Here is a 25,145-nt window from a genome sequence, read left to right on the forward strand (position 1 = left end):
GTCCGCCCGCCACCGCCTTCCGGCGTGGGCCCGCGGCCGCGCCACGGACCGTTGCCCGAAGGGAAGATCCGGCATGGCCCAAGCGACGACCGCCCACTACGAGAAGTGGGTCAGTGTCTTCCACCCGGTGCCGACGAGCACCGTGCGGCTCGTCTGCCTGCCCTACGCCGGCGGGTCCGCGAGCTTCTTCTTCCCGGTGTCGCGGGTGCTCGCCCCGAAGGGGATCGAGGTGCTGGCGATCCAGTACCCGGGCCGTCAGATGCGCCACCAGGAGCCGGGCATCGACAACATCCCCGAGTTCGCGGACGAGATCTTCGCGGCGGTGCGCCACCTGGACGACAAGCCGCTGGCGCTGTTCGGCCACAGCATGGGCGCGGTGCTCGCGTACGAGGTGGCCCTGCGCCTGCGGCGGGCCGGACTCCCGGCGCCGGTACGGCTGTTCGCCTCCGGCCGGCGGGCGCCGTCCCGCTACCGCGACGAGAACGTCCACACCGGCTCGGACGCCGACGTGGTGGCCGAGCTCAAGGCGCTGAGCGGTACCAGCCAGCTCATGCTGGCCGATCCGGAGAACCTGGCGATGATCCTGCCGGCCATCCGCAGCGACTACACCGCCATCGAGCGCTACCGGCACGACCCCGACCAGCGGCTGGACTGCCCGCTGACGGTGCTCGCCGGCGACAGCGACCCGCGGGTGTCGATCGACGAGGCGCGGGCCTGGGAGGAGCACACCACCGGGGCGACCGAGCTGGAGGTCCTCCCCGGCGGACACTTCTTCCTCGCCGACCGGAGCGCCGAGGTGATCGAGCTGCTGGCCCGGAGACTCACCGGGCAGGACGCCGCAACCAACCGCTGAACCACCTCCTGGAATGGGTCGACATGCGAACCGCCGCACCCGTGCCGACGATCGGCCAGCACTCGCTCCTGGTGTTCCTCCTCCAGGTCGCCGTGCTGCTCCTCCTGGCACTCGTCCTCGGCCGGCTGGCCCAGCGCTTCAACCTGCCCGCGGTGGCCGGTGAGCTGTGCGCGGGCGTCCTGCTCGGGCCCTCGGTCCTCGAACCGCTGCTGCCGGGCTTCTCCGACTGGCTGCTGCCGCAGAAGCCGGACCAGCTGCACCTGCTGGACGCCGTCGGGCAGCTCGGCGTGCTGCTGCTCGTCGGGGTCACCGGCGCGGAGCTGAAGTTCGCCCTGGTCCGCCGGCGCGGGCTGACCGCGGCCCGGGTCAGCATCGCCGGCCTGCTGCTGCCGCTGGGCCTCGGGATCGGCACCGGCTACCTGCTGCCGCGGTCCTTCCTGCCGAGCGGCGCGGACCCGGCCGTCTTCGCGCTCTTCCTCGGCGTGGCGATGTGCGTCACGGCGATCCCGGTGATCGCCAAGACCCTGCTGGACATGAAGCTGCTGCACCGCGACATCGGCCAGCTCATCCTGGCCGCGGGCGTGGTCGACGACGTGGTGGGCTGGTTCCTGCTCTCCGTCGTCTCGGCGATGGCCACCGCCGGGCTGACCGCCGGGGTGGTCACCACCGCGGTGCTGTACCCGATCGGCGTGGTGGTCTTCGCCCTGGTGGTCGGCCGCCCGCTGGTCGGCCGGGCCCTGCGCGCGGCCGGCCGGTCGGAGGGCCCGATGCCGACGATCGCCACCGCCGTGGTGCTGGTGCTGTTCAGCGCGGCGGCGACGCAGGCGATGCACCTGGAGGCCATCTTCGGCGCCTTCGTCTGCGGTGTGCTGATCGGCACCAGCGGCGAGCTGGACCCGGCGAAGCTGGAGCCGCTGCGGACCACGGTGCTGGCCTTCCTGGCCCCGCTCTTCTTCGCCACCGCCGGCCTGCGGATGGACCTCACCGCGCTGGGCCGCCCGATCGTCCTGGGCGTCGCGGTCGCGGTACTCGCCGTGGCGATCTTCGGCAAGTTCGTGGGGGCCTTCATCGGGGCCAGGCTCAGCCGGCTCAACCGCTGGGAGGCGCTGGCGCTGGGCGCCGGGATGAACTCCCGCGGCGTCGTCGAGGTGATCGTCGCGATGACCGGCCTGCGGCTCGGCGTCCTGAACACCGAGACGTACACCATCATCATCCTCGTCGCGATCGTGACCTCGCTGATGGCACCGCCCATCCTGCGGTACGCGATGACCCGCGCCGAGGAGGTGGCCGGGGCCGAACTCGGCCTGGGCGACCAGCACACCGACCCGGTACAGACCCCCGACCGGGCACCCGGCGCGATCCGCGTCTCCGACCAGCGAGGTGACTCATGACCACGATGCTTCTCCTGAACGGCCCCAACCTCGGGATCCTCGGCCAGCGCGAGCCGGAGATCTACGGCACCGACACGCTGGCCGACATCGAGAAGGCCGTCGCCGAGGAGGTGAGCGGCGTGGGCTGGGAGGTCCGCTCGATCCAGCACGACTCCGAGGGCGACCTCGTCCGGGCCATCCACGAGCACCGGCTCAGCAGCGTCGGCGCGGTGGTCAACCCAGGCGCGCTGATGATCGCCGGGTGGAGCCTGCGCGACGCGCTGGCGAGCTATCCGCAGCCCTGGGTCGAGGTGCACCTGAGCAACGTCTGGGCGCGCGAGCAGTTCCGGCACGAGTCGGTGATCGCCCCGCTGGCCGGCGGTGTGGTGGTCGGGCTCGGCGCCTTCGGCTACCGCCTGGCGGCCCGCGCCCTGGTGCACCTGACCGCCGCCGACCGCTGACGACCCGCCGGGTCGCCGCGGCCGGCCCGCCGCGTACGGCCGCCGGACACCGCCGGGCCGTCAGACACCTCCGGACCGTCCGGACCACGCGTTGAGAGGAAGACCCGGCCCATGAGGCTCAAGCTCCACGAAGTCGGCGACGGCGACAAGGTCGCCCTGCTCGTCCACAGCATCATCTCGTCGTCGGATACCTGGAGCCGGGTGGCGCCCCGGCTGGCCGACCGCGGCTACCGGGTGATCATGCCGGACCTGCGCGGCCACGGCGAGAGCCCGCAGGCCGACTCCTACTCGCCGGAGCTGCTCGCCGCCGACCTGGTGGAGTCGCTGCCGGCCGGCGCCGACCTCGCGATCGGCCACTCCTTCGGCGCCTCGGTGCTCTCGCTGGCGGTGGAGGGGCTGCGCCCGGCCAAGGTGGTCTACAGCGACCCCGCCTGGCGTTTCACCGAGAAGGCGGTCGCGGAGATCCGCGAGTTCGCCCAGTTCACCAAGGTGGCGACCGCCGAGGCCATCCGTCCGATGTTCCCGCGCTGGCAGCCCGAGGACATCGAGGCCGAGCTCGCCGGGTACGCGCGCTGGGACGTCCGGGCCGTCGACTGGCTGGAGAGCTCGCACAGCTACGTACCGGACCGCCCGGTCGTGCCCTCGCTGGTCCAGGGCGCCGGCGACCACCACCTCGTCCCGGACGAGCTGGCCGAGACCCTGCGCGCGAGCGGGTTCGAGGTGCGGTACGTGCCGGACACCGGCCACTGCATCCACCGGGACGACCTGGACGGCTTCCTGGCCTCCCTCGAAGGCTGGATCTGACCCTATGGGCAACGGAAGTTGACGTCCAATCAGCTTGTTCGGCCGGCGACGCGACACGGTCGCCGGCCGAGCGGCCGAACGGTGATCGGCCTGCGTGGTAGTGTCGCCGCGTGAGCTCTGGCCGCCTTGATCACGCACATGAGGGCACTTCTCCGACCGACGGGAAACCGCAGGTCGTCCACGGTTCCTTCACTCTGCAGGTCGGCTTCTCGGCGCCGCCGGAGCAGGTCTTCGCGGCCTTCGCCGAGCCCGTGCTGCGCACCCGCTGGTTCCGCCTCCCCGGCTCCTCGAAGCACGCCACCCACGCGCTGGACTTCCGGGTCGGCGGCAGCGAGGTGGCGACCAACCTGTTCGTCTCCGGGGACATCGAGGAGCGGCTCGAATACCGCTCCCGGTTCCACGACATCGTGCCCGGCGAGCGCATCGTCTACGTGTACGAGGCCCACGTGGACGGCCTGCGCCGCTGGGTCTCCCTGGTGACGCTCGAACTCGCCGCCCAGGGCGCCGGATCCCGGCTCGACTGGACCGAGCAGTACGCGTACCTGGTGCTGAGCGGGGACGGCACCCAGGACACCGCCCACCTCCAGGGCGGCACCCGGCTGATGCTCAACGGACTGTCCGCCGTGGTCGACCCGGAGCGCTACCGGGGCCTGGCGAAGATCCGCCCCGAAGAGTCCTGACTTTTCATCAGTTTCTCGCGAGAGGCGCAGCCGGCACGGGCGGCCCCCCTGTCGAGGGGGCCGCCCGGGCCCCCGGCCGCGCCGGGACCTCGGGTGGCAGCCGGGATCCGCTCGCGCGGGGGCGACGAAGCGTCAGGTGTTCGAGGCGCGCACCGCGGTGAGGGTGGCCGGCTCCGGCTCCGCCGGGCTCGGCGCGGGACGGCGGCGCCGGGCGAGGGCGAGGAGGAGGGCGCCCGCGGCCGCGCCGGCGAGGAGGACGATCGCGGCGACCGAGGCCGCGCGGCCTACGGCGTCGGTGAAGGCCTGGGCCACGTCCTGCGGCCGCGGGTTCCGGAGGGCGCCGAGCCGCTCGCCGAAGCGGCTGGTCATCAGGGTGCCGAGGACGCTGGTGCCGAGCACCGCGCCGACCTGGCGGGCGGCGTTGACCGTGCCGGCGGCCGCGCCCTCCTTGCCGCGCGGCACATGGCCGACCGCCAGCGCGGTCGAGGGCGCGCCGGCCAGGCCGCAGCCGAAGCCGAACAGCACCAGCGCCGGGGCGTAGCCGCCGAACCCGTCGGCCGGTTCGACGGTGGCGAACAGGCCGGCGCCCGCCGCCGCCAGCAGCAGCCCGGTGATGATGAGCCGGGCCGCGCCGAACCGTGGCCCGAGGATCCCGGCGACCGCCGAGGCCAGGATGAACATGCCGAATTCCGTGAGGAGTTGGACGCCCACCTGGAGCGCGGTCAGTCCGCGCACCTGCTGCAGCCAGAGCACCTGGAGCATGGCGAGGCCGACGAAGCCGAACAGGACGGTGCCGGCCAGCAGCAGCGCCGCGCTGTACGAGGGGTCGCGCATCAGCCGCAGGTCGAGCAGCGGGTGGGTGCGGCGGAGTTCGACCACGGCGAAGGCGGCGAGCAGGACGGCCGCGCCGAGGGCGGCGGCCAGTGGGGCGCCGCCGAGGTAGCTGTGGTGGCCGCCGTCGATCAGCCAGTAGATGAGCAGGGCGAGCCCGCCGGTGGCGAGGATCTGCCCGGGCCAGTCCAGGCGGACGCCCTCGGCCCGGGACTCGGTCACGCCGAACAGGGCGGCGGCGCCGGCGAGCGCGGCGATCACGGGGCCGAGCCAGAACGCGGTGTGCCAGGTCGACCAGCGCAGCGCCAGCCCGGCCGTGATCGGCCCGAGGGCGAGGCCGAGGCCGGAGGCGGCGGCCCAGGCGGCGATCGCGCCGGCCCGCCGGCGCGGGTCGGGGAAGGCGTCGGTCACCAGGGCGAGCGAGCTGGGGGTGATCAGCGCGCCGCCGAGTCCGGCCACCGCCTGCCCGAGCAGGACGGTGGACAGGCTCCCGGCGAACACCAGGACCACCCCGCCGGCGCCCATCGCGAGCGCGCCCAGCAGGAAGATCCGCCGGCGGCCCCAGCGGTCGGCGAACGCGCCGCCGCCGAGTACGACGGAGGCCACCACCAGGGTGTACATGCTCGGGATCCAGACCAGGTCCGCGGCGTCGAGGCCGAGGTCGGCGCGGACCGCGCCCAGCGTGCCGATGGTCTGGGTGGTCTGGATGAAGACGGTGAAGAGGCCGAGGCAGGCGGCCAGCAGCACGGTCCCGGTGCGGTCAGTGCGCGGCATCGGGCACCTCCGGGGTGCGGGGCGCGGCGGTGCGGGGGGCGGTCACGAGAGCTCCCAAGGGCGTGGGTTTGACATCGCGACTCACTGTAGCGCTGTGCGTTTGATAATCCAACTATAAAGGTGGACGGCGTGACGCAGCGGCGGGGCGCCCGGTGGATCCGAGGCGCCCCGCCGCTGCGGGGGAGTGGTCGGTCAGCTGGGCGTGCTGCCCGAGGCGCCGGGGCACGGCGGGAGGGTCGAGGGCGCGACGGTCGCACAGGTCGCGGTGGCCACCGTCGGCCCGGACGCCGTCGCCGAGTTCGCGGACGCCGTCGCCGTCGCCGTGGAGGGCGTCACGCTGGCGGTGGACGGGCCGGGCGGCGAGGACGAGGTGGGGCCGGCGGACTTGGTCGACGACGAGGCCGACGCCGAACCGGTGCTCGCCGAGGACGACGGGCCGGAGGACGGCCCGGACGGCGTGCCCGAGGAGCTGGAGGCCGAGGCCGACCCGGTCGACGGACCGGTCGAGCCCGAGGTCGAGCCGGAGGTCGAGGGCGAGCCCGAACCCGAGGTGGAGCCCGACATCGACGCCGACGGGGAGACCGGCTTCATCGGAGCGGCCGGCGGGATGCCCGGCACCAGGACCTCCGGCGGCTGGACCGTCTTGTCCACCACCTTGATCTGCCCGGTCACCCGGGCGAACCAGCCACCGGTGGTGATGTCCACCAGGACGAGCTCCGTCACCGGCTTCGGCGCCGCCACCACGATGACCAGCGAGGACGGCTGGAAGCCGGTCCACGACTTGCCGGTGTACTTGGCGTCGCTCACCAGCTCCGGCGGCTTCAGCGGGTTCCCGCAGCTGCAGCGCACCCGCGGTACGCCCTGCGCGTCGACCAGGACGGCGGTGCCGGCCTGCAGCACCGACTGGTAGGCGACCGACGCCCCGCCCTTGTAGCTGTGGTTGGTGACCCGGGTGTCCACCCGCAGGTAGGCGGAGGTCAGCGAGCGCAGATAGCCCGGGATGGCGGACTGCTCGATCCCCTGGGCGGCCGCCCAGGCCCGGCCGGTGTCCCCGGTCGACGTCATGGAGATCAGCCGTTCGACGTCGCAGGCCGGCTTGGACTTCTCACCGGCGTAGAGCCCGGCCGAGGAGCCCTGCACGGTGCGGATGCCGCTCGGCGAGGCCGCGGCGGTGCTCTTCGTGGCGCCGCCCGGACTGCCCGGGGCCGACGCGGGAGAGGAGACCGCGGTGGTCTCGACCGACTGGGTGAACGGCGCCGGTCCCGGATCGCCCGGAGTCTGCAGCGCCACCTCGTTCGCGGCCGGGATGGCATCGCTGGGGGTACCGCTCCCGCCGCCGCTGTTGACGATCAGCACCGTCGCCAGCACGGCCAGCGCCGCGGTGCCCCCGGCCAGCGCCAGCTTCGTGCGGGACCGCCACCACGGCGTCGGACGCCCGCCCGGCCCACCGGCCGAGGAGCCGCCCGGCCCGGACGGCCCGGACGGGGGAACGGACGGCGGTCCCGGCGGGCCGCTGGACGGCGGCCCGGAGAGCGGGCCGGACGGCGGGCCGGACGGGGGCCCGGAGAGGGGCGGTTGGGAACTCATCGAGGCTCCGTTTCGCGGGCGGCCGGCGAAACGACCGGCACAGAAGGCTCCTGCCACTGGCTTCCATTTCTGCCCCCGCCCGGCAACCGCCGCAACAGCACGCCACCGCCGGCTCGCCGTGCGCACACAGCGCGCGCGGCCCGGTCCTGGGTGACGCTGGACTCAGACGCGAGGGGGGCACCCGAGTCCACCAGGAGCCCGCATGCCCCAGGAGCCCCCCACCACGGCGCCCGGCCCGCCCGGCGTTATGCGCGGCTGGCTGGACGCGTCGGCGGTCGTCCTCGCCGGGATCGCCGCGATGGCGGCGGTGGCCGCCCTCGGCCTCTGGGCCGCCGGCGCCGGCTCCCTGCCGGGCGGCGGCTTCCCGTACGTCCTGGCCGGTGCGCTGGCGCTCGCCGTCGGGGGCTCCGTGCAGCTCGACGGCGGGGCGGGCTTCTTCGCCCAGGTGGACGCTGGGATCACCGCGATGCCGCTGACCGTCGGACTGGTCGGCGCCCTGGTGATGGCGGAGGTCTTCCTGCGCCAGCTGCGCTTCCGGGCGGTCGCCGGCGGCGCCGAACTGCTCGGCCGGGTGGCCCGGACGGCGGCCGTCTGGGTGGTGGCCCTGGTGCTGATCACCCTCGCCGCCCGGCACACCTTCGTCGTCCCGCTCGGCGACGACCTCGTCCAGGACCTCGGCGGCGCCCTCGGCCTGACCCCCGAGATCGGCTTCCACGCGGAGCCGCTGAGCACCATCGGCCTCGGGCTGCTCTGGCTGCTGGTGGTCCTGGCGGCCACCTTCGCGGTCTCCCGCCGGGCGCCGCTGCCGCGCGGCCTGGTGCCGTTCCAGCAGGCCGTCCGGCCGGCCGCGTTCGCGATGCTGCTGGTGCTGCTCACCTGTGTGGTGCTCGGCCTGGTGGCGGGGCTCGTCACCGCCGTCGTGCACGGCGACGCCCGGGCGACGCTGGCCCTGCTCCTGCTGGCGCTGCCCAACCTGGTCTGGCTCGCCCTCGGGCTGGGGATGGGCGCCGAGTGGCACGGCCACCTGGTCGGGGCGATCGGGCTGCCCGTGCCGGAGTCGCTGTCCGAGGTGCTGCGCGCACCCGAGGGCAAGTCGGCCACCATCAGCCTCAGCACCCTCGCGGAGCAGGACGGCCGGGTCTGGTGGCTGCTGCCGCTGACGGCCGTGCTGCTGCTGGCGGCCGGCTTCCTCACCGCCTACCGCTCCCCGCGCGGGGTCCGGCTCTGGCAGCACGCCGTCCGGCTGGGCGCGGCCGCGGCCGTGACGATGCTGCTGGTGGGCGTCTGGTCCCGGGTCTCCGCCGACTACGGCCTCTCGGTGCTCGGGGTCGGCGCCGGGGACGGCGGGCTGGGCGACCTCCTCGGCTCCGTGCTCGGCGACACCAACCCGGTCGCGGGCCTCGGCGGCGGCTCGCTCGTGCTCGACCCGAAGCTCTGGCTGCTGGTGCCGCTGGCGGCGGCCTGGGGCCTGGTCGCCGGCCTGCTCGGCGGTCTGCTGGCGGCCCACCGGAGCAGGCGCGGCGAGATCGCGGCAGACGGCGGCTGACGGCCGGGACCGCCGCGCCTCAGCGTCCCCGGGGGTGGACGACCGGCGTCGCCCAGTCCGGCGGCTCGGGCACCGGGGGCGAGACGTACGGCCCGCCCGCGCCGCCGCCGTACGCCGGGAGCACCTGGGTGGCCGGTCCGTCCGCCAGCCAGGGCGTGGCGGGGCCGGGCGCCTCGGTGGCGGCGCGCAGCTCGGCGACGAACTGCAGGCAGCTGGCGTACCGCTGCTCGGGTGATTTGGCGAGTGCCCGGGCCACCACGGTGTCCACCTCGGCGGACAGGTCCGGGCGGTGGTCCCGCAGCGTCGGCGGCGGGTCGTTGAGGTGGGCCCAGAGCAGCGCGAGGTCGCTCTCCCGGCGGAACGGCGGCGTCCCGGCCAGCATCTCGAAGACCACACAGGCCAGGCTGTACTGGTCGCAGCGGCCGTCCAGCGGCCGTCCGGAGATCTGCTCGGGCGCCGCGTAGTCCAGGGTGCCGACGATCTGCCCGACGGTGGTCAGGCCGCTGAGCGAGAGCGACTTCTTGGTGAGGCCGAAGTCGGCCAGGTACAGGTGCTCCGGGTGTTCGCTGTCCGTGCCCGCGGCGACCAGCACGTTGCCCGGCTTGACGTCCCGGTGGACCAGGTCCTGGTCGTGCGCGGCGTCCAGCGCGGAGCCGATCTGCAGGGCCAGCCGGGCCGCCCGGCCGACCGTGAACGCGCCGCCCCGGTTCATCAGCCCGCGCAGGTCGCCGCCGTGCACGAAGCGCATCGCGATGAACAGGATCCCGTCCGTCTCGCCGGCCTCGAACACCGGGATGATGTGCGGGTGGTCGATCGCGGCGGCGGCCTCCGACTCGTGGATGAATCGCTGGCGGAACACCTCGTTGCGGGCCAGCTCCGGCGCCAGCAGCTTCACCGCGACCGTCCGGCCCAGCCGCAGGTCCTTGGCCCGGTACACGACGGCCATGCCGCCCCGGCCGATCTCGGCCTCCAGCCGGTAGCCGGCCACCCGCCGCCCGACCATGCCGGACGGCAGACCGGGGACCTCCTCGGTGTGCGAGCCGGACGGCGGCGGCGGTCCGGTGGGCTCACCGCTGCCCGACTCCTCCGGGGGGATCACGGCTCACCCGTCCGGGTCGGCTCGTACCCGGTGGGGGCTCGGCCGGGCGCGGGCGAGGGCGAGGGCGCCGGGCCGGGCGCGGGCGGGGGCGAGGCGGCCGGGCGCGGGGTCGCGGCCGGGGAGGCGTTCGGCCGCCCGGGCGCCGCGTAGGTCTGCAGTTGGAGGCCGTCGCAGTAGCACCAGCGGTCGTGCACCGGGTCGAACAGCCAGAGCGCCTCGCCGTCGACGACCAGCCCGATCCGCAGGCCGCGGGCCCGGTCCCGGAAGGTCTCCAGATCGGCGCTGCCGGCCGCGAGGTCCTCCAGCAGCGCCCGGTAGCGGGCCAGTGCGCCCTCGGCCTCGGCCAGCGCCGGGCGGGGGTCGGCCGTCCGGGCCGGCGGGCCAGTGGCGTCCGGCGGCGCCGTCGGGAGGTTGATCAGCAGTCGGCCGTCCACCCAGGTGGCCCAGCCGTTGGAGCACAGCACGTGCCCCCAGTCACCCTGCCGGGCGATCAGCTGGACCGGCAGCAGCGGGTCCAGCCGGGCGGCCGGCTGCGCCGGGTCGGGGGCCGTCCAGGTGGCCATCCCGTCCGGCGGGGCGACATGGGTCGGGCGGAACGCGAATTCGTCCATGGGCTCCGTCCATCGGAGGCGTTCACTTCTGCGTGATCACTTCCAGCTGATCACCTGCGTCCTGCACATCCGCGTCCCGGTCGCGCGCATCCGATCACTTCCGCATGATCGAGGGCTCCTGCCGGCGCAGCAGTGCCAGCACGGCGCCGCCCAGCACCACCGAGAGGCCCACCAGGATGCCCAGGCACCGCAGCCAGCGGGTGCGGTCGGGGCGGAACAGCGGGTCCGCGGTGATCGCGGTCGGGAAGACCGTGTGCAGGTCGACGGTCTGGGCCATGGCGGCCAGACCCCAGCGCGACGGCACCAGCCAGGCGAACTGCTCCAGGCCGGGCACCCCGTGCAGCTTCAGCATGGCGCCGCTGAAGACGATCTGCACCACCGAGAGGAGCACCAGCATCGGCATGGTGGCCTCCTCCTTGCGGACCAGCGCGGAGACCAGCAGGCCGAGCATCATGGCCGAGAAGGAGAGCATCGCGACGGCCAGGATCAGCTCGGGGAGCGCCGGCAGCACGACGCCGCTGTGCACCGTCACCCCGTTGGGCAGCGTCGGGCTGAGGTCCACCCCGGCCAGGCCGACCGTGGTCAGCACGGCCGCCTGGGCCACCGTGACGGTGCCGAGCACCACCACCTTGGAGACCAGGTACGCCGATCTGGAGAGCCCGACCACCCGTTCCCGCTGGTAGATCGGCCGTTCCTTGACGATCTCGCGCACCGCGTTGGCGGAGCCGGTGAGCAGCCCGCCGATGCACAGGGTGAGCACCACGTTGATGGCGTTGTCGGGGGAGATCCGGGAGCCGGCCATCGCCCGGCACATCACGCCGATGATGAACGGCAGGGCGATCATCACGGTGAGGAAGAGCCGGTCGGCGGCCAGCACCGCGGTGTAGCGGCGGACCAGGGTGCCCAGCTGGGAGAACCAGCCCTGCGGCTTCTCCCGTCCGATCGGGTTGCCGCCGACCGCGGCCGGGCGCCCGGCGGGGACGCCCGGCACCGCGCCGGCGGCGACGTACCGCTGGTACTGCGGGGACGCCAGGAACCTGCGCTGCCAGGCGGCGTGGTCCTCGCTCTCGAAGGCCTCGAAGGCCTCGGGCCACTCGGAGTAGCCGAAGAACTCCAGGGCCTCGCCGGGCGGCCCGTAGTAGGCGGTCCGCCCGCCCGGGGCCAGCACCAGCAGCCGGTCGCAGACGGACAGGCTCAGGACGCTGTGGGTGACCACCACGACGGTGCGGCCGTCGTCGGCGAGGCCGCGCAGCATCGTCATCACCGAGCGTTCCATGCCCGGGTCCAGCCCGGAGGTCGGCTCGTCGAGGAAGAGCAGGGAGGGCTTGGTCAGCAGCTCCAGGGCGACGCTGACGCGCTTGCGCTGGCCGCCGGAGAGGCTGGAGATCACCAGGTCGGCCCGGCTGTCCAGGCCGAGTTCGTGGATCACCTCGTCGACCCGGGCCTCACGCTCGGCCTTGGTGGTGTCCCCGGGGAAGCGCAGTTCGGCCGCGTAGGAGAGCGCGCGGCGGACGGTGAGCTGGGTGTGCAGGATGTCGTCCTGCGGCACCAGGCCGATCCGGCGGCGCAGTTCGGCGTAGTCGCGGTACAGGTCGCGGCCGTCGTAGAGGACGGTGCCCTCGTCGGCCGGGCGCAGCCCGGTGAGGGCGTTGAGCAGGGTGGACTTGCCGGCGCCGCTGGGCCCGGCCACCGCGAGCAGGGCCTTCTCGGCGAGCGGGAAGCCGACGCCGTCCAGCAGCACCCGGCGGTCGGGGCCGACCCGGACCACCAGGCCCTGGACGTCCAGCGAGATCTCGCCGGTGTCGGTGTACTCGACCAGCTCGTCGCCGGACAGGCAGAGCGCGAAGTGGCCGATGCCGACGATGTCGGCCGGCCCGACCGGGGCCCGGACCACCGGGCGGCCGTTGAGGTAGGTGCCGTTGTGGCTGGCGAGGTCGACGATCTCGTGCCCGCCGTCGGGGAGGGTGCGCAGCTCGGCGTGGTGGCGCGAGACCACCAGGTCGTCCAGGACGAGGTCGTTGTCGTCGGCCCGGCCGATCCGCACCGTCCGGCCCGGGAGCCGGATGATCGCGCTGGGCTGCCGGAAGACGCCGGAGGCCTGCGGGGCGATCAGCGACGGCCGCTCGCGGCCGGCCGGCGCGGGCAGCCCGGCGAAGGTCGCGGAGGGGCCGTCGGCGGGGTTGCCGAACCGTAGCCGGGTGCCGGGGCCGACGTCCTGGTGGTCGATCCGGCGGCCGTCGGTGAAGGTGCCGTTGGTGCTGCCGACGTCGTCCAGCAGCCAGTGGCCGTCACTGGTGTGCAGGACGGCGTGGTGCCAGGAGACCCGCGGGTCGTCGATGACGATCTCGCTGGTCGGGTCGCGGCCGACGTGGTACGACCGGCCGGGATCGATCAGCTGCGAGTCCCGGTCGGTGACGAGGACCAGAGGCGGCGCGACGGGCGCGCCTGCGCGCTCTCCCATGGTTCGGATTCTAGTCCGGCCGGGGCGGCCCGGCGTTCCCGGCGGGGCTCCGGGGGCGTTCCCGCCCTTGACCAGGCCGAGTCAATTGGACTGGACCACTGGATCGGAAGCGGGCCGCTGCCCTATCGTTTGCCCCATCGTCCGGAGCGTCTGCCACGCCGTCCGGAGCGTCTGCCCGCCGCCCGGAGCGCTCCGGGCGGCCCCCCGCGAGCCCCTGGATGGACCGATGAGTCTCTGGCCGCAGTTGCGCGATTCCCGGCTGGTCCGGGCCGGCCGGGCCCCGGGGACCCGCCTGCGCTGCGGGCTGATGGACACCATGCTGGCCGACCTCTCGGTCTCGGTGGTCCTCTTCTTCGAACAGACCCTGGACGAGGACCGGCTCGCCGCCGGCCTCGCCCGGGCACTGGCGCAGGTCCCGGCGTTCGCCGGGCGGCTGCGCACCGACGGCGACGAACTGACCGCCGTCTGCGACGACTCCGGTGTACCGATGGACAGTTACGACGTCGACGGCACGCTGGCGGAGGCGATGGGCCGGGTCACCTCGGCCGGCGCCGCGCTGGTCGACCCGGTGGACGCCCCAGCCGCCCGGGCCGGCGGCGTCCCGCTGCTCACCGTCCGGATCACCCGGCCCTCGGCCGGCGGCACGGTGCTGGGCTGCTCCTGGCACCACGCGATCGGTGACCTGCAGAGCTTCATGCTGCTGATGCGGGCCTGGTCCGCCGCAGTGGAGGGCGAGGAGCTGCCCGAGGCCGAACTGGTCGAGGACCAGGACGCGTTGCTCGGCAAGGTGCTGCCCGCCGAGGACTGCGGGCGGCCCGGGTTCCGACTGCCCGGCCCGGCCGAGGCCGCCGTGCTGGCCGCTGCGGTGGCGGCCGGGCCGCGCGCCAACCGGACCGTCCAGCTGTACTTCGGCGAGGCCGAACTCGCCCGGATGCGCGAGGAGTTCAGCGCGACAGCAGGGCGAAGACTCTCCTCCGGCGACGTGCTCTGCGCCCATGTCGTCAGTACGGTGCGGGAGTTGGACGAGGATGGCGAGACCCGCTGGCTCACCGTCCCGGTCAACGCACGCCGCCCGCTCGGTCTGCCGCCGACCCTGGTCGGCAACCTGCTGGGGGACGTCCACCTGCCCCACGCGGCGCAGGACGGCCCGGCGGCCCTCGCGGCCGCCCTGCGCGAGGCGCTGGAGGGGTTCGCCGACGGGCACCTCAACCTCCGCTCCAATCTGGCCTTCCTGGAGGCGATCGGGCGGTCCCGGCTGCGCGACTGTGTGCCGCTCGGCTTCGACCCGGAGCACCGCCGGTTCAGCTTCTCCAACTGGAGCCGGTTCGGCGCCTACCGGATCGCCTTCCAGGGTTACCGGCCGGTGTTCTTCAGTCCGGCCGCCAACTATCCGCTGCCGTGGGTCTCCTGGACGGTGGAGGGGTTCCACGGGGCCGGAGCGCTCACCACGGCGGTGCTCCCGGCCCGGTTGGCCGCCCGGCTGCGCAGCGCCGAGGGGCGGGCAGCACTGCACCGCCACCGCGACCCGGCCGACGTGCTGCCCGAGCTGGCCACCACCCTCGCGAAGGTGCTCTGAGCGGGTCGGGCCGCCGCGTAACGGCGACGCCGACGAGGGGGTGGGCCGTCGGGCCCACCCCCTCGCGTCGGTCCGGGGCTCCGGAGGCCCGGAGGGCACCAAGGCGGTGCGTGCCCTCCCGTGCCCTCCCGTGCCCTCCGGTACCGTCCCGGTGCCGGTCAGGCCGGGAAGGCCTCCTCGATCGCCGTCCAGAGCCGCACCCGGGCGCTGAGCGCGAGCCGGACGGTCTCCGCGCAGGCCGCCCACTTGGCGTCGTCGTCGCCGCAGAGGTCGATCAGCATCTGCATCGCCATCGGGGTGTGCTGCTCGCCGTCCACCTCGATGTGCCGGGCCAGGTAGTCCTTGAACACGGTGAGCGCGCCGTCCGGGTCGTCGATGCTGATGACCTGGGCGAACATGTCGGGGATGAGGTCCTCGCGGCCGAAGGCGAACGCGGCCGCGCGGCAGTGCACCGGCGCGTTCTCGATGATCTCCCAGGTGGTCGCGGTGAAGTCCACGGCGGCCTGCGGCACCCCGGCGGTCTTCAGCGCCTCGGGCACCGGGGTGCCCGCGCGCAGCAGCTCCAGGAAGGCCTCGACCGGTGCCGGGTCGGCGCCGGCCTGCCGCATGCCCTCGACGTACAGCTCGAAGTGGCTGGTGAAGCCCTCGCCGAGCTCGTCGCTCTCCTCCACCAGCACGATGTCGTTGATCAGCCGGCGGCTGGCGGTCGGGCCGTTCGGGACCCACGGCACGTCGACGCAGGTCAGCTCGCGCTGCAGGCTCTTCAGCAGCGACATGAAGTCCCACACGGCGAAGACGTGCCGGTCCAGGAAGGTGCGCACGTGTCCGATGCTGGTCAGTCCGCCGTAGACGGTGTGGCCGACGACCTCGCGGCGCAGCGGGTCGATGGCCTCCTGGAGACCGGTCAGGCCGGGGTGCGAACGGTCCCAGTGGTAACGGCTGGTGGACATGTGGAGCTCCTTCACGGGGGAACGGGATTCTGCCACGAGGGGTGCGCGCCGGACAGGGGGCGCGCACCCTCGGGTTACTTCATGACGGCGCGCAGCGCGTGCCGCAGCTGCTCCCGGCCGGGCTGGAGGGCGCGGTCGAGGGCGGGGGCGAACGGCAGGACGGCGCCGTCGGGGCGGGTGACGCGGCGGGGCGGGGCGATCAGCCGCATCTCCTCGGCGGCGGTGGCCAGCACCTCGGCGCCGATGCCGCAGCTGCGGTTGGAGTCGTCGACGACCACCAGCCGGCCGGTGCGCTCCAACGAGGCGGCCAGCGCCGTCCAGTCGAAGGGGTGCAGCGTACGGGGGTCGAGCACCTCGACCGAGATCTCGTCGGCGAGCTCCTCCGCGACCGCCAGCGCGTCGTGCACCAGGTGGCCGACGGCGACCAGGGTGACGTCGGTGCCGGTGCGGTGGACGCGCGCCGAGCCGAGCGGGATCGGCTCCAGCGCCCAGGTGACGGTCTCGCGCACGGCCAGCGCGGCGGCCGGCGCGAACACCACCACCGGGTCCGGGTCGCGCACGGCCGAGCGGAGCAGGCCGTACGCGTCGGTCGGCGTGGCGGGCACCACCGTCTTCACCCCGGCGTGCGCGAACAGGCTGTAGGGATGGTCGGAGTGCTGGCCCGCCCAGCCGTCCCGGGAGCCGGATCCGGGGACCACGCAGGTCAGCGGGACACTGGCCTGGCCGCCGGTCATCAGGGAGAACTTGTGCGCCTGGTTGACGAGTTGCTCGAAGACGAGGAACAGCAGCGAGGGGATCTGGAACTCGATCACCGGCCGTCGGCCGCTCAGCGCCGCGCCGATCGCCATCGCCGTGAAGGCCTGTTCGGAGAGCGGGGTGTCGACGATCCGCCCGGGCCCGAAGCGGTCGAGCAGCCCGAGGGTCGGACCGGCCAGGCCGGCGCCGATGTCCTCGCCGAACACGCAGACCGCGGGGTCCTCGGCCAACTCGTCGGCCAGTGCCCGGTTCAGCGCCTTGGTGTAGGAGAGTCTGGTCATCCCGTCGCTCCCGCCCGCGGCCGCCGTCCGTCGGCGTACAGATAGTCCAACGCGCCCTCCGGATCGGGCAGTTCGGAGGCGAGCGCGAATTGCTCGGCGGCCGCCAGCTCGGCCGCCACCGAGGCGTCGAGCTCGGCGGCGCGTACCTCGCCGATCGCGGCCGCGGCGCGCGGCAGCGGGTCGCGGGCCCGCCAGTCGGCCACCTCCTCCGGCGTGCGGTAGCGCAGCTTCATCCGGCGTTCCATGGTGTGGTGGCCCTCGAAGCGGTAGGTGCGGCACTCCAGGAAGCCCGGGCCGCCGCCGGACCGGGCCCGGGCGACGGCCTCCTCGGCCGCGGCCCGGACGGCCTCGGTGTCCATCCCGTCGACGGTGACGGCGGGGATGCCGAAGGCGGCCGCCCGGCCGACCGCGCTGCCCGCGACCGCGGTGGCGGCCGGCAGGGTGGTGGCGTAGCCGTTGTTCTCGCAGACGAAGACCACCGGCAGCCGCCACATCGCGGCCAGGTTGAACGACTCCAGCAGGACGCCCTGGTTGAGCGCGCCGTCACCGAAGAAGGAGACCGCCACCCGGTCGTCGCCGGCCTGCCGGGCCGCCCAGGCGGCGCCGACCGCGATCGGCGCACCGGCGCCGACGATGCCGTTGGCGCCCAGGATGCCCAGCGAGAGGTCGGCGGCGTGCATGGAGCCGCCCCGGCCCCGGTTCAACCCGTCGACCCGGCCGGCCAGTTCGGCGAGCAGCCGGCGGGGGTCGACACCCCGGGCGAGCACGTGGCCGTGCCCGCGGTGGGTGGAGGTGAGCCGGTCGCCCGGGCCCAGCGCGGCGCAGACGCCGACCGCCACGGCCTCCTGGCCGATGTAGGGGTGGATGCCGCCGGTGATCACCCCGGACCTCACCAGGGTGAGCGCCTGCTCCTCGAAGCCGCGGATCAGCCGCAGCATCCGGTACCGCTGCTCGGGGGTGCCCAGCGGCGCGGGCCCGGCGGCGCCCGGCCGGGGGACCGGGCCCGCCGGGGCCGCCGTGGTGGCGGTGCCGCCGACCGCCGTCACGGGGTGCCCCGCCAGAGGGTCGGGCAGATGTCCGGGTCGGCGTAGTCCGGCCGGCCGTCGGCGGTGCGGCGGACCACCACGTCGTGGTTGTAGACCACCGTGCCGCCGTCCGGCCTGAGGTGGTGGCGGTACTCGTTCCCGCCGTCCTGGAGGTGCAGCGAGACGGCGCGGCGCGGTGCGTCGGACAGGTTGGCGCCGCTGCCGTGGTAGGTCCGGCAGTGGTGGAAGCTGACGTGCCCGCGCGGGATCTCGATCGGGACCTTGCGCACCTGCTGCCCGTTGTGGTGCGCGTTGGCGGCCAGGATCGACTCCAGTTCGGAGCGGTCGCGGTGGGCGAAGTGCCGGGTGGAGTCCTCGCCGGAGTCCAGCTCGCGCCAGCGGTGGCTGCCGTCGATCATGGTGATCGTGCCGTTCTCCACCCCGCAGTCGTGGAACGGCAGGAAGGCCGTGAGCATCCGGTCGGAACTGGACGTCTGCCAGTAGTGCTTGTCGAAGTGCCAGGGCACCTGGTTGGTCGGCTCCTCGGGCACCGGCGGCTTGTAGATCAGCGTCGCCTGGAAGACCCGGATCTCCTCGGCCTCGGCCAGCAGCGCGGCGACGGCGCCCAGCAGCGGCTTGCGCAGGATCGCGCCGATGGCGTCGCTCTCGTAGTGCACGTAGTCGTTGTGCCGCTGGACCGGGCCGTGCTCCGGCGTCCAGGCGGCGAGGTTCGGCGGGCGGACGGCGAGTTCGCGGTCGCGGTGGCCCTCGTAGTACTTCTCGGTGGCGGCCTGCAGGGTGTCCAGCTCCTCGTCGCTGAACAGCCGGCGGGAGAGGTACCAGCCGTGTTCGAGGTAGCCCGCCACCTCCTCGAGGGTGGGCAGCAGTGCGCGCTCGGCCTCGGTGAGCCGGAACTCGGGTGCGGTGGTCATGCGGGGGCCTCCTTCTGCGGGGCGGGGGTTGCTCAGACGGAGGCGGTGGCGTTCGTCCGCTCGACGGCCTCGTACAGGGCCTTGATGTTCGCGGTGCCGAAGGTGCCCGCACCCTGGCGCTCGATCAGTTCCAGGAAGTAGGTCCGGCGCGGGTGGGTCGAGCGCAGGAAGATCTGGAAGAGCTGCCCGCCGTGGTCCTGGTCGACCAGCACGTCGAGTTCGCGCAGCGTGTCGACCGGGATGGCCGTCCCGCCGAGCCGCTCGGCCAGCGCGTCGTAGTAGGCGCCCGGGGTGGTGAGGAACTCCACCCCGCGGTCGCGGATGGTGCGCACGGCGGTGGCGATGTCGCCGGTGCGGAAGGCCAGGTGCTGGACGCCCGCGCCCTCGTTGTCGGCCAGGAAGGTGTCGATCTGGCCGGGCCGGCGGGAGGTGTCGGGCTCGATCAGGGTGAAGGTGACCTCGCCGGAGGCGCTCTGCACCACACTGGAGTCCATCGCCTGCTCGCCGACCTCGATGTACTCGCCGAAGATCCGGTGGAGGCCGAGCGCGGCCTCGCAGAACCGCACGGCGGGGGCGAGTTCGCCGGCCGGGACGCAGATCGCGGCGTGGTCGAGGGCGTCCAGCAGGGCGCCGGGGGCGGCCTCCGCGGCCGGGTCGGAGGCCGCCCCGGCGGCGGTGTCGGGGACGAACCGCAGGGCGACGTCGCCGAAGCCCGCCACCAGGCCGCCGGCCCGGTCCAGGACGCGGGCGCCGTGCCGCTCGGCCCGCTCCAGCGAGGCCTGCGGGTCGGTGCAGCCGAGCGCGATCACCCCGACGCCGTCGCCGTGCACGGCGACGAACCGGGCGACCGGGTGGGCGGGGTCGGCGGCGGAGACGAGGTGCAGCCGGATGGCGCCCTGGCGCAGCCGGACGGTGCGTACGCCGTCCGGCCCGGCGGCCGGCCCCCCGGGCGCCTGCTCCGCCGACGTCCGGGCTTCGGGCGTGTGGGCTTCGGGCGTGTGGGCATCGGGCGTGCAGGCTTCGGGCGTCCGGGCGTCGGGCGTGCGTTCATCGGGCACGAAGCCGAAGTCGGCACGGAGGCCGGCCGCGGTCTTGTCGGCGTCCGCGCAGTGGAACTCGACATGGGTGATGGACTGGATGGACAACGGGTGCTCCCCGGGGGTGGCGAATGATGGGTGGCCGGGGCGCCGCGCCGGGCCGGGTCGGCTCCGACGGGTGCCCCGGGGCAGGCCGGGGTGCGACCCCGGTGCCCGGTCGGTTACTTGACGGACCGGGTGGACGCCGGGCCGAAGACCAGGCTGAGGTTGTGCCCGCCGAAGGCGAACGCGTTGCTCAGCGCGGCGCCCGGCGGTACGGACCGGGCCGCGCCGCGCACGTGGTCGAGCGCGCAGGCCGGATCGGGATCGGTCAGGTTGAGCGTCGGTGGCAGCGTCCCCCGGGCGACCGCGAGCGCGGTTACCACTGCCTCCAACGCCCCTGCGGCGCCCAGGAGATGGCCGGTCGCGCCCTTGGTGGAGCTGACCGCCGGACCGTGCTCGCCGAAGACCGCGCGCAGGGCGGCGGTCTCGGCGACATCGCCCAGTTTGGTGCCGGTGCCGTGCGCGTTGACGTAGCCGATGTCGGACGGCGCCAGACCCGCGTTGGCGATCGCGGCGCGCATCGCGTCGGCCGCGCCCGAGCCGTCCGGCCGCGGCATGGTCGGGTGGTGGGCGTCCGTCGAGGCGCCCCAGCCGGTGAGGTCGGCGTACCCGGCCGCGCCGCGGGCGTCCGCGTGCTCGGCCCGCTCCAGGACGAGGACGGCGCTGCCCTCGCCGAGGACGAAGCCGTTGCGGCGGGCGTCGAACGGCCGGCTGGCCTCGGTCGGATCGTCCCAGCCGGCCGACAGTGCACGGGCGTTGGTGAACGCGGCGGCGATCGTCGGGTGCAGCGAGGACTCGCTGCCGCCGCAGACCACCACGTCGGCGTCGCCGGCCCGGATCAGCCGCAGCCCCTCGGCGACGGCCTGGGCGCCGGCCGCACAGGCCGTCACGATGGCCGAACTGAAGCCCCGGATACCGTGTTTGATGGCGATCCGGGCGGTGGCCATGTTGGAGAGCATGCCGGGCAGCAGGTACGGGCTGACGCCGGGCCGGCCGCGCTCCAGTCGGCGGTGCGACTGCTGCTCGAAGGTCTCCAGCCCGCCGCCGCCGGTGGCCAGTACCACGGCGGTGCGGTGCGGGTCGGCGTCCCGGCCGACCACCAGGCCGGCGTCGGCGAGCGCGTCGTCGGCGGCGGCGAGGGCGAGCAGCACGAACCGGTCCACGCACCTGGTCTCGGTGGGCGGCAGCACCTCGCGGCCCTCGACGGCGGGTGCCAGGCCGGCGGCGGTGAGCCAGCCGTGCGCGGCGTGGCCCTCGGGCAGCGCGCGGATGCCGGAGCGGCCGGCGGTGAGCGCCTCGAAGACCTCGGCCGGCTTTCGGCCGACCGGTGTGACCAGGCCGATCCCGGTGACCACGGCGCCCGGGCGGGCGGTGGCCGCGCTCATCGGGCGGCCACCGAGTCGAGGTAGCGGCGGCGCAGCAGCACCTTGCGGACCTTACCGGTCGGCCCGAGCGGGATGTCGTCGCCCGCCACCACCAGGACCTGGCGGACGGTGGCCGCCGCGGCCTCGTCGAGGGCCGCGGTGACCGCCTTGGTGCGGTCGGCCGTCGGATCCGCGTCCGCGGTCAGGATCAGCAGGACGTCGGTGACCACCTGGTCGCCGTCCCGGACGGCGACCACCGTGCAGTCCGCCACGTCGGGGCAGGCGGCCAGTACCCGCTCCTCCGACATCGCGGTGAACAGCCGCTTGCCGTCGCCGAGTTCCACTGAGTCCACGGCGCGGTCGACGTGGTAGTAGTAGCCCTCCTCGTCCCGGTACATGAGGTCCCCGGTGAGGAAGCGGCCGCGGATCCGGGTGCGGAAGGTCTTGACCGAGTCGTTCCAGTAGCCGAGTGCCAGGGTGGGGGAGGCGGTGGCGAGTTCGCCGACCTCGCCCGTCCCCAGCGGCTCGCCGTCCGGGCCGACCAACTCGCAGTCGACGAAGGCGTGCGGGCGGCCGACGCAGCGGCCGTAGCGTTCGGTGCCGGGTCCGTGGGTGATGAAGAAGTGCGAGTGGCCCATCTCGGTGGAGCCGAGGCCGTCCACGAACAGCGAGCCGGGCAGCCGGACCCGGCCCTCGCGGGTGACGGCTTCGCGGCTGCCGGCGGCGATCAGCCGGCGGATGTGCACCTCGTGGGCGCAGTCCCCGGTGTTCCACCAGAGCGCGACCGACGACAACTCGCGCTTCGCCAGGTCGTGGTGGGCCAGCTCGGCCCAGGTGGCGGCGAAGCCGATGACACCGGTGGGCCGGCGCTCCTCGATGGCGTCCAGCACACCGGCGCCGGCCTGCCGGGAGAGCAGGTCGAGCCGGGTGTGCGAGCTGAGCGCGAGGTTCACCGCGATCAGGGTGGCGGCGTGCGGCGCGGGCAGTGCGCTGAGCATCCGCTCCTGGCCCTGCGGGCGGGGCAGTCGCAGGCGGTGGCGGATCGCCGCGTACAGGCTCGCGTGGGAGTGGACGACTGCCTTGGGCATCCCGGTGGTGCCGGAGGAGTGCGTGATCGCCACCGGGTCGTCGGACCAGTGCCGGTAGGGGGCGGGGGCGGCGTCCGGGTCGCCCGAGCCGAGCGTGCCGACCTCCGGGAGCAGCGGGGCGCCCGGGTCGTGGCCGGCCAGCGCGGCGAGGTGCGGGGCGTCGGCGAGGATGCCGACGGCGCCGATCCGGGCGATGTAGCGGGCGGCGCGCTCCCCGTCCACGTTCGGGTTCAGCAGCGCCGGGATGGCGCCGAGCCGGGCCAGTGCGAGGAAGGAGAGCACATGGTCGGCGACGTCCGTCGCGTAGACCACCACCGGGTCGCGGCGGGTGACGCCGAGGCCGTGCAGGGCCGCCGCCCGGGCCCGGACGGCGCGGTCGAGTTCGCGCAGCGTGAAGGGCTGCCAGGCGGCATGGCCGTCCACCGGGGTGTCGAAGGCCAGCAGCGGTTCGTCCAGTCCGAGGCCCAGGGCCATCCGGCGGGTGAGGACGTTGCCGGCGCCGACGTCGGGGTCGTCCGCGAGAAGGGTGCGGATACTGCGGATGCTCACGGTGGTGAATCCCTCCCATGGTGCTGGGCGTACTTCGGCGGGGCGCGTCGGGTGCGCCGCTCGCTCGATGGCGGTGCGGGCGATACGGGGTGGCGGGGTACGGAGGCGGCGTGGTGTGCGGTGGCGGGGCGGCGCGGGTCAGCCGGCCGTGACCAGGACGGCGGCGGCCCGGTCCGTTCCCCCGGCGGACGCCGCCTGCTCGGCGGCGACGACGAGCACCTGGTCCGCGTCGCCGTCCGCGAGGAGCAGCGCCGCCAGGTCGAGCGCGTCCTGCGGCACCAGGCCGGGTACGGAGTCGGCCGGGCTGATCGACACCACCGGCCCGGTCAGGCCCCAGCGGGCGGCGATGTGTCCGAGCACGGCGTTCGGGTTGGACTGGAAGAACAGCAGGGGCGGCACCCGCCCCCCGGAGGCGGCGGCGTCGTCGATGGCGCGGGCGGTGGCGCGGTCGCCGCCCGCGCTGGCCAGCAGCAGGGCGGTCCGGCCGGGGGCCGGGGCGCTGCCGTGCCGGGCGCGCAGGCAGCGCTCGGCGGTCTCGGCGACCAGCGGATTGAAGGAGGAGGCGGTGAAGCCGGGGATCGGCGGGAGCGGCTCGTGGTGGCCCGGCTCCGGCCAGCGGGCTTCGGCGAGGACGCGCAGTGCGCTCACCGGGTCGCCACCAGGAGTGCGGTGTTGGCACCGCCGAAGGCGGAGTTGAGCGTCAGCGCGTAGCGTGGCCGGTCGGCGCGCGGGCCATCCAGCACGAGGTCCAGTCCGACGTCCGGGTCCGGGCCGAGCCAGCCGGCGTTCACCGGGAGCCGCCCGTCGCGCAACGCCCCGATGGTGACGGCGAGTTCGAGCAGGGCGGAGGCCTCCAGGGCGTGCCCGTGGACGGCTTTGCTGGAGCTCACCGGGAGCCGCCCGGCGTGCGCGCCGAACACCTGGTGCAGGGCGTTGGCCTCGGCCCGGTCGGACAGCGGCGAACCGGTGCCGTTGGCGTTGACGTAGCCGACCTCGTCCGGGGCGAGGCCCGCCCGGGCGAGCGCGGCCCCGACGGCGCGGGCGACGCCGTCGCCGCTCGGCTCCGGGCGGCAGACGTGGTGGGCGTCCCCGGACCGGCCCCAGCCGGCCAGCCGGGCGAGCACGGGTGCGCCGCGCAGCTCGGCCCGCGGCTCCGCCTCGACAACCACGGCGGCGGCCGCGTCGCCGAGCAGGGTGCCGGTCCGGCCGGCGCTGAACGGGCGCAGCTCGCCGTCCCGGGCCAGCGCCCGGCCGGCGTCGAAGGCGGCGAAGACGCCCGGTTCCACCAGGTGGCCGGCGGCGACCAGCACCCGGGGGTGGCGGCCGGCGGCCACCAGGGCGGCGGCGTCGGCCACGGCGGTGCCGGCGGCGACGCAGGCACCGGTGTAGACGCGGGTGACGCCGGCGGTCCCCCAGGCGGCGGTGGCTCCGGCGGCGACGGCGGCGGTGACGGCCCGGGTGTGGAGGTCACTGTGCAGCGCGAGCAGGACGGGCATGCCCTCCCGGTCCGCCGCGGCCCGGCCGTCGCCGTCGGGGCCGTCACCGCCGCGCCCGGCGGGCAGGCCGGCCTGGCGGCAGGCCTGGTCCACGGCGGCGAGGACGGCGTCGGCCAGCGGCACCGGCTCGGCCAGCAGCGCGGCCCGGGTGGTCCGGCGCGCGGAGACGTCGAACCTGGTCACCGTGGTGAACGCGGTCTTGCCGAGGGCGGCCGCGTCGGTGAGCGCGTCCAGCCCGGTGCCGGCCGCGCTGAGCACGCCGACTCCGGTGACCACGGGCCGGACGGCGGGCGGAGCGTGGCCGGTCATGACTGCGCGACCCCTGCGGTCCGTTCCGGCGGGGCGCCGGCGGCCGCCGCGAGGACGGCGGAGCGGAGCACCTCGACGGCGTCGTCCACCGTCCGGATCGCCTCGAAGCGTTCGTCGTCGAGATCCGGCTCGATGCCGTAGCGCTGCTCGAACTCGGCTATCAGCCAAGTGAGTTCCAGAGAGCCGAGTTCCTCGGGGACGGTGTCGGCGGCGCGCTGCCCGAACGCCGCCAGGATCGTCAGTACCTCGGCCCGGTCGGGGAGGACGGGCTCGGTCACGCGGGGCTGCCGGAGGTGGCGGTGACGGCGGCGAAGCGCTTGGCGACGTCGGCGGTGAACTCGTCGAGCGTCATCAGCGCGGTGCTCTCCATCTCGTCGAAGTCGAACTTGATCCCGAACTCGTCCTCGACCTGGACCGAGAGGTCGGCCAGCGCGAGCGACTCCAGGTCGAGCCCGGCCGGGCCGAGGTCGGTGTCGCCGGTGACCTCGGAGACGTCGTACTGCATCTCGGTCAGGGCGGCGAGGACGAACTCGCGGATGCGGTCCTGCATGGTGTGCTCCTGTACTCGCGCGCAGCGGCGCGCGGATCGTCGGGGGAGAAGCA

23 protein-coding genes are annotated in these 25,145 nt (G+C 74.7%); 7 read left to right on the forward strand and 16 right to left on the reverse strand.

Annotated elements, in window-relative coordinates:
- Positions 1-73: 73 nt before the first annotated feature.
- The 5 genes from ABZ497_RS20170 (at position 74) to ABZ497_RS20190 (ending at position 4,168) form a co-directional block, all read left to right on the forward strand.
- Positions 74-853, forward strand: a complete 780-nt coding sequence (locus tag ABZ497_RS20170; RefSeq protein ID WP_329491278.1) for an alpha/beta fold hydrolase — start codon at positions 74-76, stop codon at positions 851-853.
- Between the two features lie 23 nt (positions 854-876).
- Positions 877-2,244: a cation:proton antiporter gene (locus ABZ497_RS20175; protein WP_359807038.1), complete on the forward strand. Its 1,368-nt coding sequence runs from the start codon at positions 877-879 to the stop codon at positions 2,242-2,244.
- On the forward strand, positions 2,241-2,684 hold the full coding sequence (locus tag ABZ497_RS20180) for a type II 3-dehydroquinate dehydratase (RefSeq protein ID WP_329491280.1): 444 nt from the start codon (positions 2,241-2,243) through the stop codon (positions 2,682-2,684). Before ABZ497_RS20175 ends, ABZ497_RS20180 begins: the two co-directional genes overlap by 4 nt.
- A gap of 111 nt (positions 2,685-2,795) precedes the next feature.
- The gene (locus tag ABZ497_RS20185; protein WP_359807041.1) at positions 2,796-3,488 is read left to right on the forward strand and encodes an alpha/beta hydrolase; all 693 of its coding nucleotides are present in this window, start codon (positions 2,796-2,798) and stop codon (positions 3,486-3,488) included.
- A 110-nt stretch (positions 3,489-3,598) separates the two neighbouring features.
- Positions 3,599-4,168 carry an SRPBCC domain-containing protein gene (locus tag ABZ497_RS20190; protein WP_359807043.1) on the forward strand — a complete coding sequence of 190 codons (570 nt, stop codon included), beginning with the start codon at positions 3,599-3,601 and terminating at the stop codon, positions 4,166-4,168.
- A gap of 132 nt (positions 4,169-4,300) precedes the next feature.
- Here the strand turns inward: ABZ497_RS20190 and ABZ497_RS20195 are convergent, their stop codons facing one another.
- Positions 4,301-5,773 (reverse strand): MFS transporter, encoded by a 1,473-nt coding sequence (locus ABZ497_RS20195; RefSeq protein WP_359807045.1) that lies wholly within the window; start codon positions 5,771-5,773, stop codon positions 4,301-4,303.
- A gap of 192 nt (positions 5,774-5,965) precedes the next feature.
- Positions 5,966-7,360, reverse strand: a complete 1,395-nt coding sequence (locus ABZ497_RS20200) for a DUF6777 domain-containing protein (RefSeq protein WP_359807048.1) — start codon at positions 7,358-7,360, stop codon at positions 5,966-5,968.
- A gap of 202 nt (positions 7,361-7,562) precedes the next feature.
- Here ABZ497_RS20200 and ABZ497_RS20205 point away from each other — a divergent pair, with 202 nt between their 5' ends.
- A complete protein-coding gene (locus tag ABZ497_RS20205; protein ID WP_359807051.1) occupies positions 7,563-8,906 on the forward strand; it encodes a streptophobe family protein in 1,344 nt (447 codons plus the stop codon).
- 19 nt (positions 8,907-8,925) lie between these two features.
- Here the strand turns inward: ABZ497_RS20205 and ABZ497_RS20210 are convergent, their stop codons facing one another.
- The 3 genes from ABZ497_RS20210 to ABZ497_RS20220 form a co-directional block, all read right to left on the reverse strand.
- Positions 8,926-9,909 carry a serine/threonine-protein kinase gene (locus ABZ497_RS20210; protein WP_359807179.1) on the reverse strand — a complete coding sequence of 328 codons (984 nt, stop codon included), beginning with the start codon at positions 9,907-9,909 and terminating at the stop codon, positions 8,926-8,928.
- Between the two features lie 92 nt (positions 9,910-10,001).
- Positions 10,002-10,616 carry a hypothetical protein gene (locus ABZ497_RS20215; protein ID WP_359807053.1) on the reverse strand — a complete coding sequence of 205 codons (615 nt, stop codon included), beginning with the start codon at positions 10,614-10,616 and terminating at the stop codon, positions 10,002-10,004.
- A 94-nt stretch (positions 10,617-10,710) separates the two neighbouring features.
- Positions 10,711-13,077 (reverse strand): FHA domain-containing protein, encoded by a 2,367-nt coding sequence (locus ABZ497_RS20220; RefSeq protein ID WP_359807055.1) that lies wholly within the window; start codon positions 13,075-13,077, stop codon positions 10,711-10,713.
- A gap of 226 nt (positions 13,078-13,303) precedes the next feature.
- Between ABZ497_RS20220 and ABZ497_RS20225 the strand changes: the two genes are divergently transcribed.
- Entirely contained in the window at positions 13,304-14,653 is a 1,350-nt protein-coding gene (locus tag ABZ497_RS20225; RefSeq protein WP_359807057.1) for an acyltransferase, read from the forward strand.
- A gap of 158 nt (positions 14,654-14,811) precedes the next feature.
- Here ABZ497_RS20225 and ABZ497_RS20230 read toward each other — a convergent pair whose 3' ends face one another.
- The 11 genes from ABZ497_RS20230 to ABZ497_RS20280 form a co-directional block, all read right to left on the reverse strand.
- A complete protein-coding gene (locus ABZ497_RS20230; RefSeq protein WP_329491289.1) occupies positions 14,812-15,603 on the reverse strand; it encodes a DUF3050 domain-containing protein in 792 nt (263 codons plus the stop codon).
- A 74-nt stretch (positions 15,604-15,677) separates the two neighbouring features.
- A complete protein-coding gene (locus ABZ497_RS20235; protein WP_359807060.1) occupies positions 15,678-16,640 on the reverse strand; it encodes a transketolase C-terminal domain-containing protein in 963 nt (320 codons plus the stop codon).
- On the reverse strand, positions 16,637-17,686 hold the full coding sequence (locus tag ABZ497_RS20240; protein WP_359807063.1) for a thiamine pyrophosphate-dependent dehydrogenase E1 component subunit alpha: 1,050 nt from the start codon (positions 17,684-17,686) through the stop codon (positions 16,637-16,639). Before ABZ497_RS20240 ends, ABZ497_RS20235 begins: the two co-directional genes overlap by 4 nt.
- Entirely contained in the window at positions 17,683-18,597 is a 915-nt protein-coding gene (locus ABZ497_RS20245) for a phytanoyl-CoA dioxygenase family protein (protein WP_359807066.1), read from the reverse strand. The genes ABZ497_RS20240 and ABZ497_RS20245 overlap by 4 nt, the downstream gene beginning before the upstream one ends.
- A gap of 32 nt (positions 18,598-18,629) precedes the next feature.
- Positions 18,630-19,742 carry a VOC family protein gene (locus tag ABZ497_RS20250; RefSeq protein ID WP_359807068.1) on the reverse strand — a complete coding sequence of 371 codons (1,113 nt, stop codon included), beginning with the start codon at positions 19,740-19,742 and terminating at the stop codon, positions 18,630-18,632.
- Between the two features lie 113 nt (positions 19,743-19,855).
- Entirely contained in the window at positions 19,856-21,121 is a 1,266-nt protein-coding gene (locus ABZ497_RS20255) for a beta-ketoacyl-[acyl-carrier-protein] synthase family protein (RefSeq protein ID WP_329491294.1), read from the reverse strand.
- On the reverse strand, positions 21,118-22,737 hold the full coding sequence (locus ABZ497_RS20260) for a class I adenylate-forming enzyme family protein (RefSeq protein WP_359807071.1): 1,620 nt from the start codon (positions 22,735-22,737) through the stop codon (positions 21,118-21,120). The genes ABZ497_RS20255 and ABZ497_RS20260 overlap by 4 nt, the downstream gene beginning before the upstream one ends.
- Before the next feature lie 138 nt (positions 22,738-22,875).
- Positions 22,876-23,385 (reverse strand): beta-ketoacyl synthase N-terminal-like domain-containing protein, encoded by a 510-nt coding sequence (locus ABZ497_RS20265; protein ID WP_359807072.1) that lies wholly within the window; start codon positions 23,383-23,385, stop codon positions 22,876-22,878.
- Complete coding sequence (locus ABZ497_RS20270; protein ID WP_359807075.1) at positions 23,382-24,542, reverse strand: beta-ketoacyl synthase N-terminal-like domain-containing protein; 1,161 nt, start codon at positions 24,540-24,542, stop codon at positions 23,382-23,384. The genes ABZ497_RS20265 and ABZ497_RS20270 overlap by 4 nt, the downstream gene beginning before the upstream one ends.
- Positions 24,539-24,820 (reverse strand): acyl carrier protein, encoded by a 282-nt coding sequence (locus tag ABZ497_RS20275; RefSeq protein ID WP_329491298.1) that lies wholly within the window; start codon positions 24,818-24,820, stop codon positions 24,539-24,541. Before ABZ497_RS20275 ends, ABZ497_RS20270 begins: the two co-directional genes overlap by 4 nt.
- Positions 24,817-25,092 carry an acyl carrier protein gene (locus ABZ497_RS20280; protein ID WP_329491299.1) on the reverse strand — a complete coding sequence of 92 codons (276 nt, stop codon included), beginning with the start codon at positions 25,090-25,092 and terminating at the stop codon, positions 24,817-24,819. The genes ABZ497_RS20275 and ABZ497_RS20280 overlap by 4 nt, the downstream gene beginning before the upstream one ends.
- Between the last annotated feature and the right edge of the window lie 53 nt (positions 25,093-25,145).

Origin of the sequence: Kitasatospora sp. NPDC005751, assembly GCF_040630835.1 — a bacterium.
GTDB lineage: Bacteria > Actinomycetota > Actinomycetes > Streptomycetales > Streptomycetaceae > Kitasatospora.

Bases quoted from the DNA above. Each gene is read 5' to 3' on its own strand.
- ABZ497_RS20175 (WP_359807038.1), top strand. From the start codon at position 877: ATGCGAACCGCCGCACCCGTGCCGACGATCGGCCAGCACTCGCTCCTG.
- ABZ497_RS20180 (WP_329491280.1), top strand. From the start codon at position 2,241: ATGACCACGATGCTTCTCCTGAACGGCCCCAACCTCGGGATCCTCGGC.
- ABZ497_RS20280 (WP_329491299.1), bottom strand. From the start codon at position 25,092: ATGCAGGACCGCATCCGCGAGTTCGTCCTCGCCGCCCTGACCGAGATG.
- ABZ497_RS20225 (WP_359807057.1), top strand. From the start codon at position 13,304: ATGAGTCTCTGGCCGCAGTTGCGCGATTCCCGGCTGGTCCGGGCCGGC.
- ABZ497_RS20170 (WP_329491278.1), top strand. From the start codon at position 74: ATGGCCCAAGCGACGACCGCCCACTACGAGAAGTGGGTCAGTGTCTTC.
- ABZ497_RS20230 (WP_329491289.1), bottom strand. From the start codon at position 15,603: ATGTCCACCAGCCGTTACCACTGGGACCGTTCGCACCCCGGCCTGACC.
- ABZ497_RS20195 (WP_359807045.1), bottom strand. From the start codon at position 5,773: ATGCCGCGCACTGACCGCACCGGGACCGTGCTGCTGGCCGCCTGCCTC.
- ABZ497_RS20235 (WP_359807060.1), bottom strand. From the start codon at position 16,640: ATGACCAGACTCTCCTACACCAAGGCGCTGAACCGGGCACTGGCCGAC.
- ABZ497_RS20220 (WP_359807055.1), bottom strand. From the start codon at position 13,077: ATGGGAGAGCGCGCAGGCGCGCCCGTCGCGCCGCCTCTGGTCCTCGTC.
- ABZ497_RS20200 (WP_359807048.1), bottom strand. From the start codon at position 7,360: ATGAGTTCCCAACCGCCCCTCTCCGGGCCCCCGTCCGGCCCGCCGTCC.
- ABZ497_RS20270 (WP_359807075.1), bottom strand. From the start codon at position 24,542: ATGACCGGCCACGCTCCGCCCGCCGTCCGGCCCGTGGTCACCGGAGTC.
- ABZ497_RS20210 (WP_359807179.1), bottom strand. From the start codon at position 9,909: ATGGTCGGGCGGCGGGTGGCCGGCTACCGGCTGGAGGCCGAGATCGGC.
- ABZ497_RS20245 (WP_359807066.1), bottom strand. From the start codon at position 18,597: ATGACCACCGCACCCGAGTTCCGGCTCACCGAGGCCGAGCGCGCACTG.
- ABZ497_RS20185 (WP_359807041.1), top strand. From the start codon at position 2,796: ATGAGGCTCAAGCTCCACGAAGTCGGCGACGGCGACAAGGTCGCCCTG.
- ABZ497_RS20205 (WP_359807051.1), top strand. From the start codon at position 7,563: ATGCCCCAGGAGCCCCCCACCACGGCGCCCGGCCCGCCCGGCGTTATG.
- ABZ497_RS20215 (WP_359807053.1), bottom strand. From the start codon at position 10,616: ATGGACGAATTCGCGTTCCGCCCGACCCATGTCGCCCCGCCGGACGGG.
- ABZ497_RS20255 (WP_329491294.1), bottom strand. From the start codon at position 21,121: ATGAGCGCGGCCACCGCCCGCCCGGGCGCCGTGGTCACCGGGATCGGC.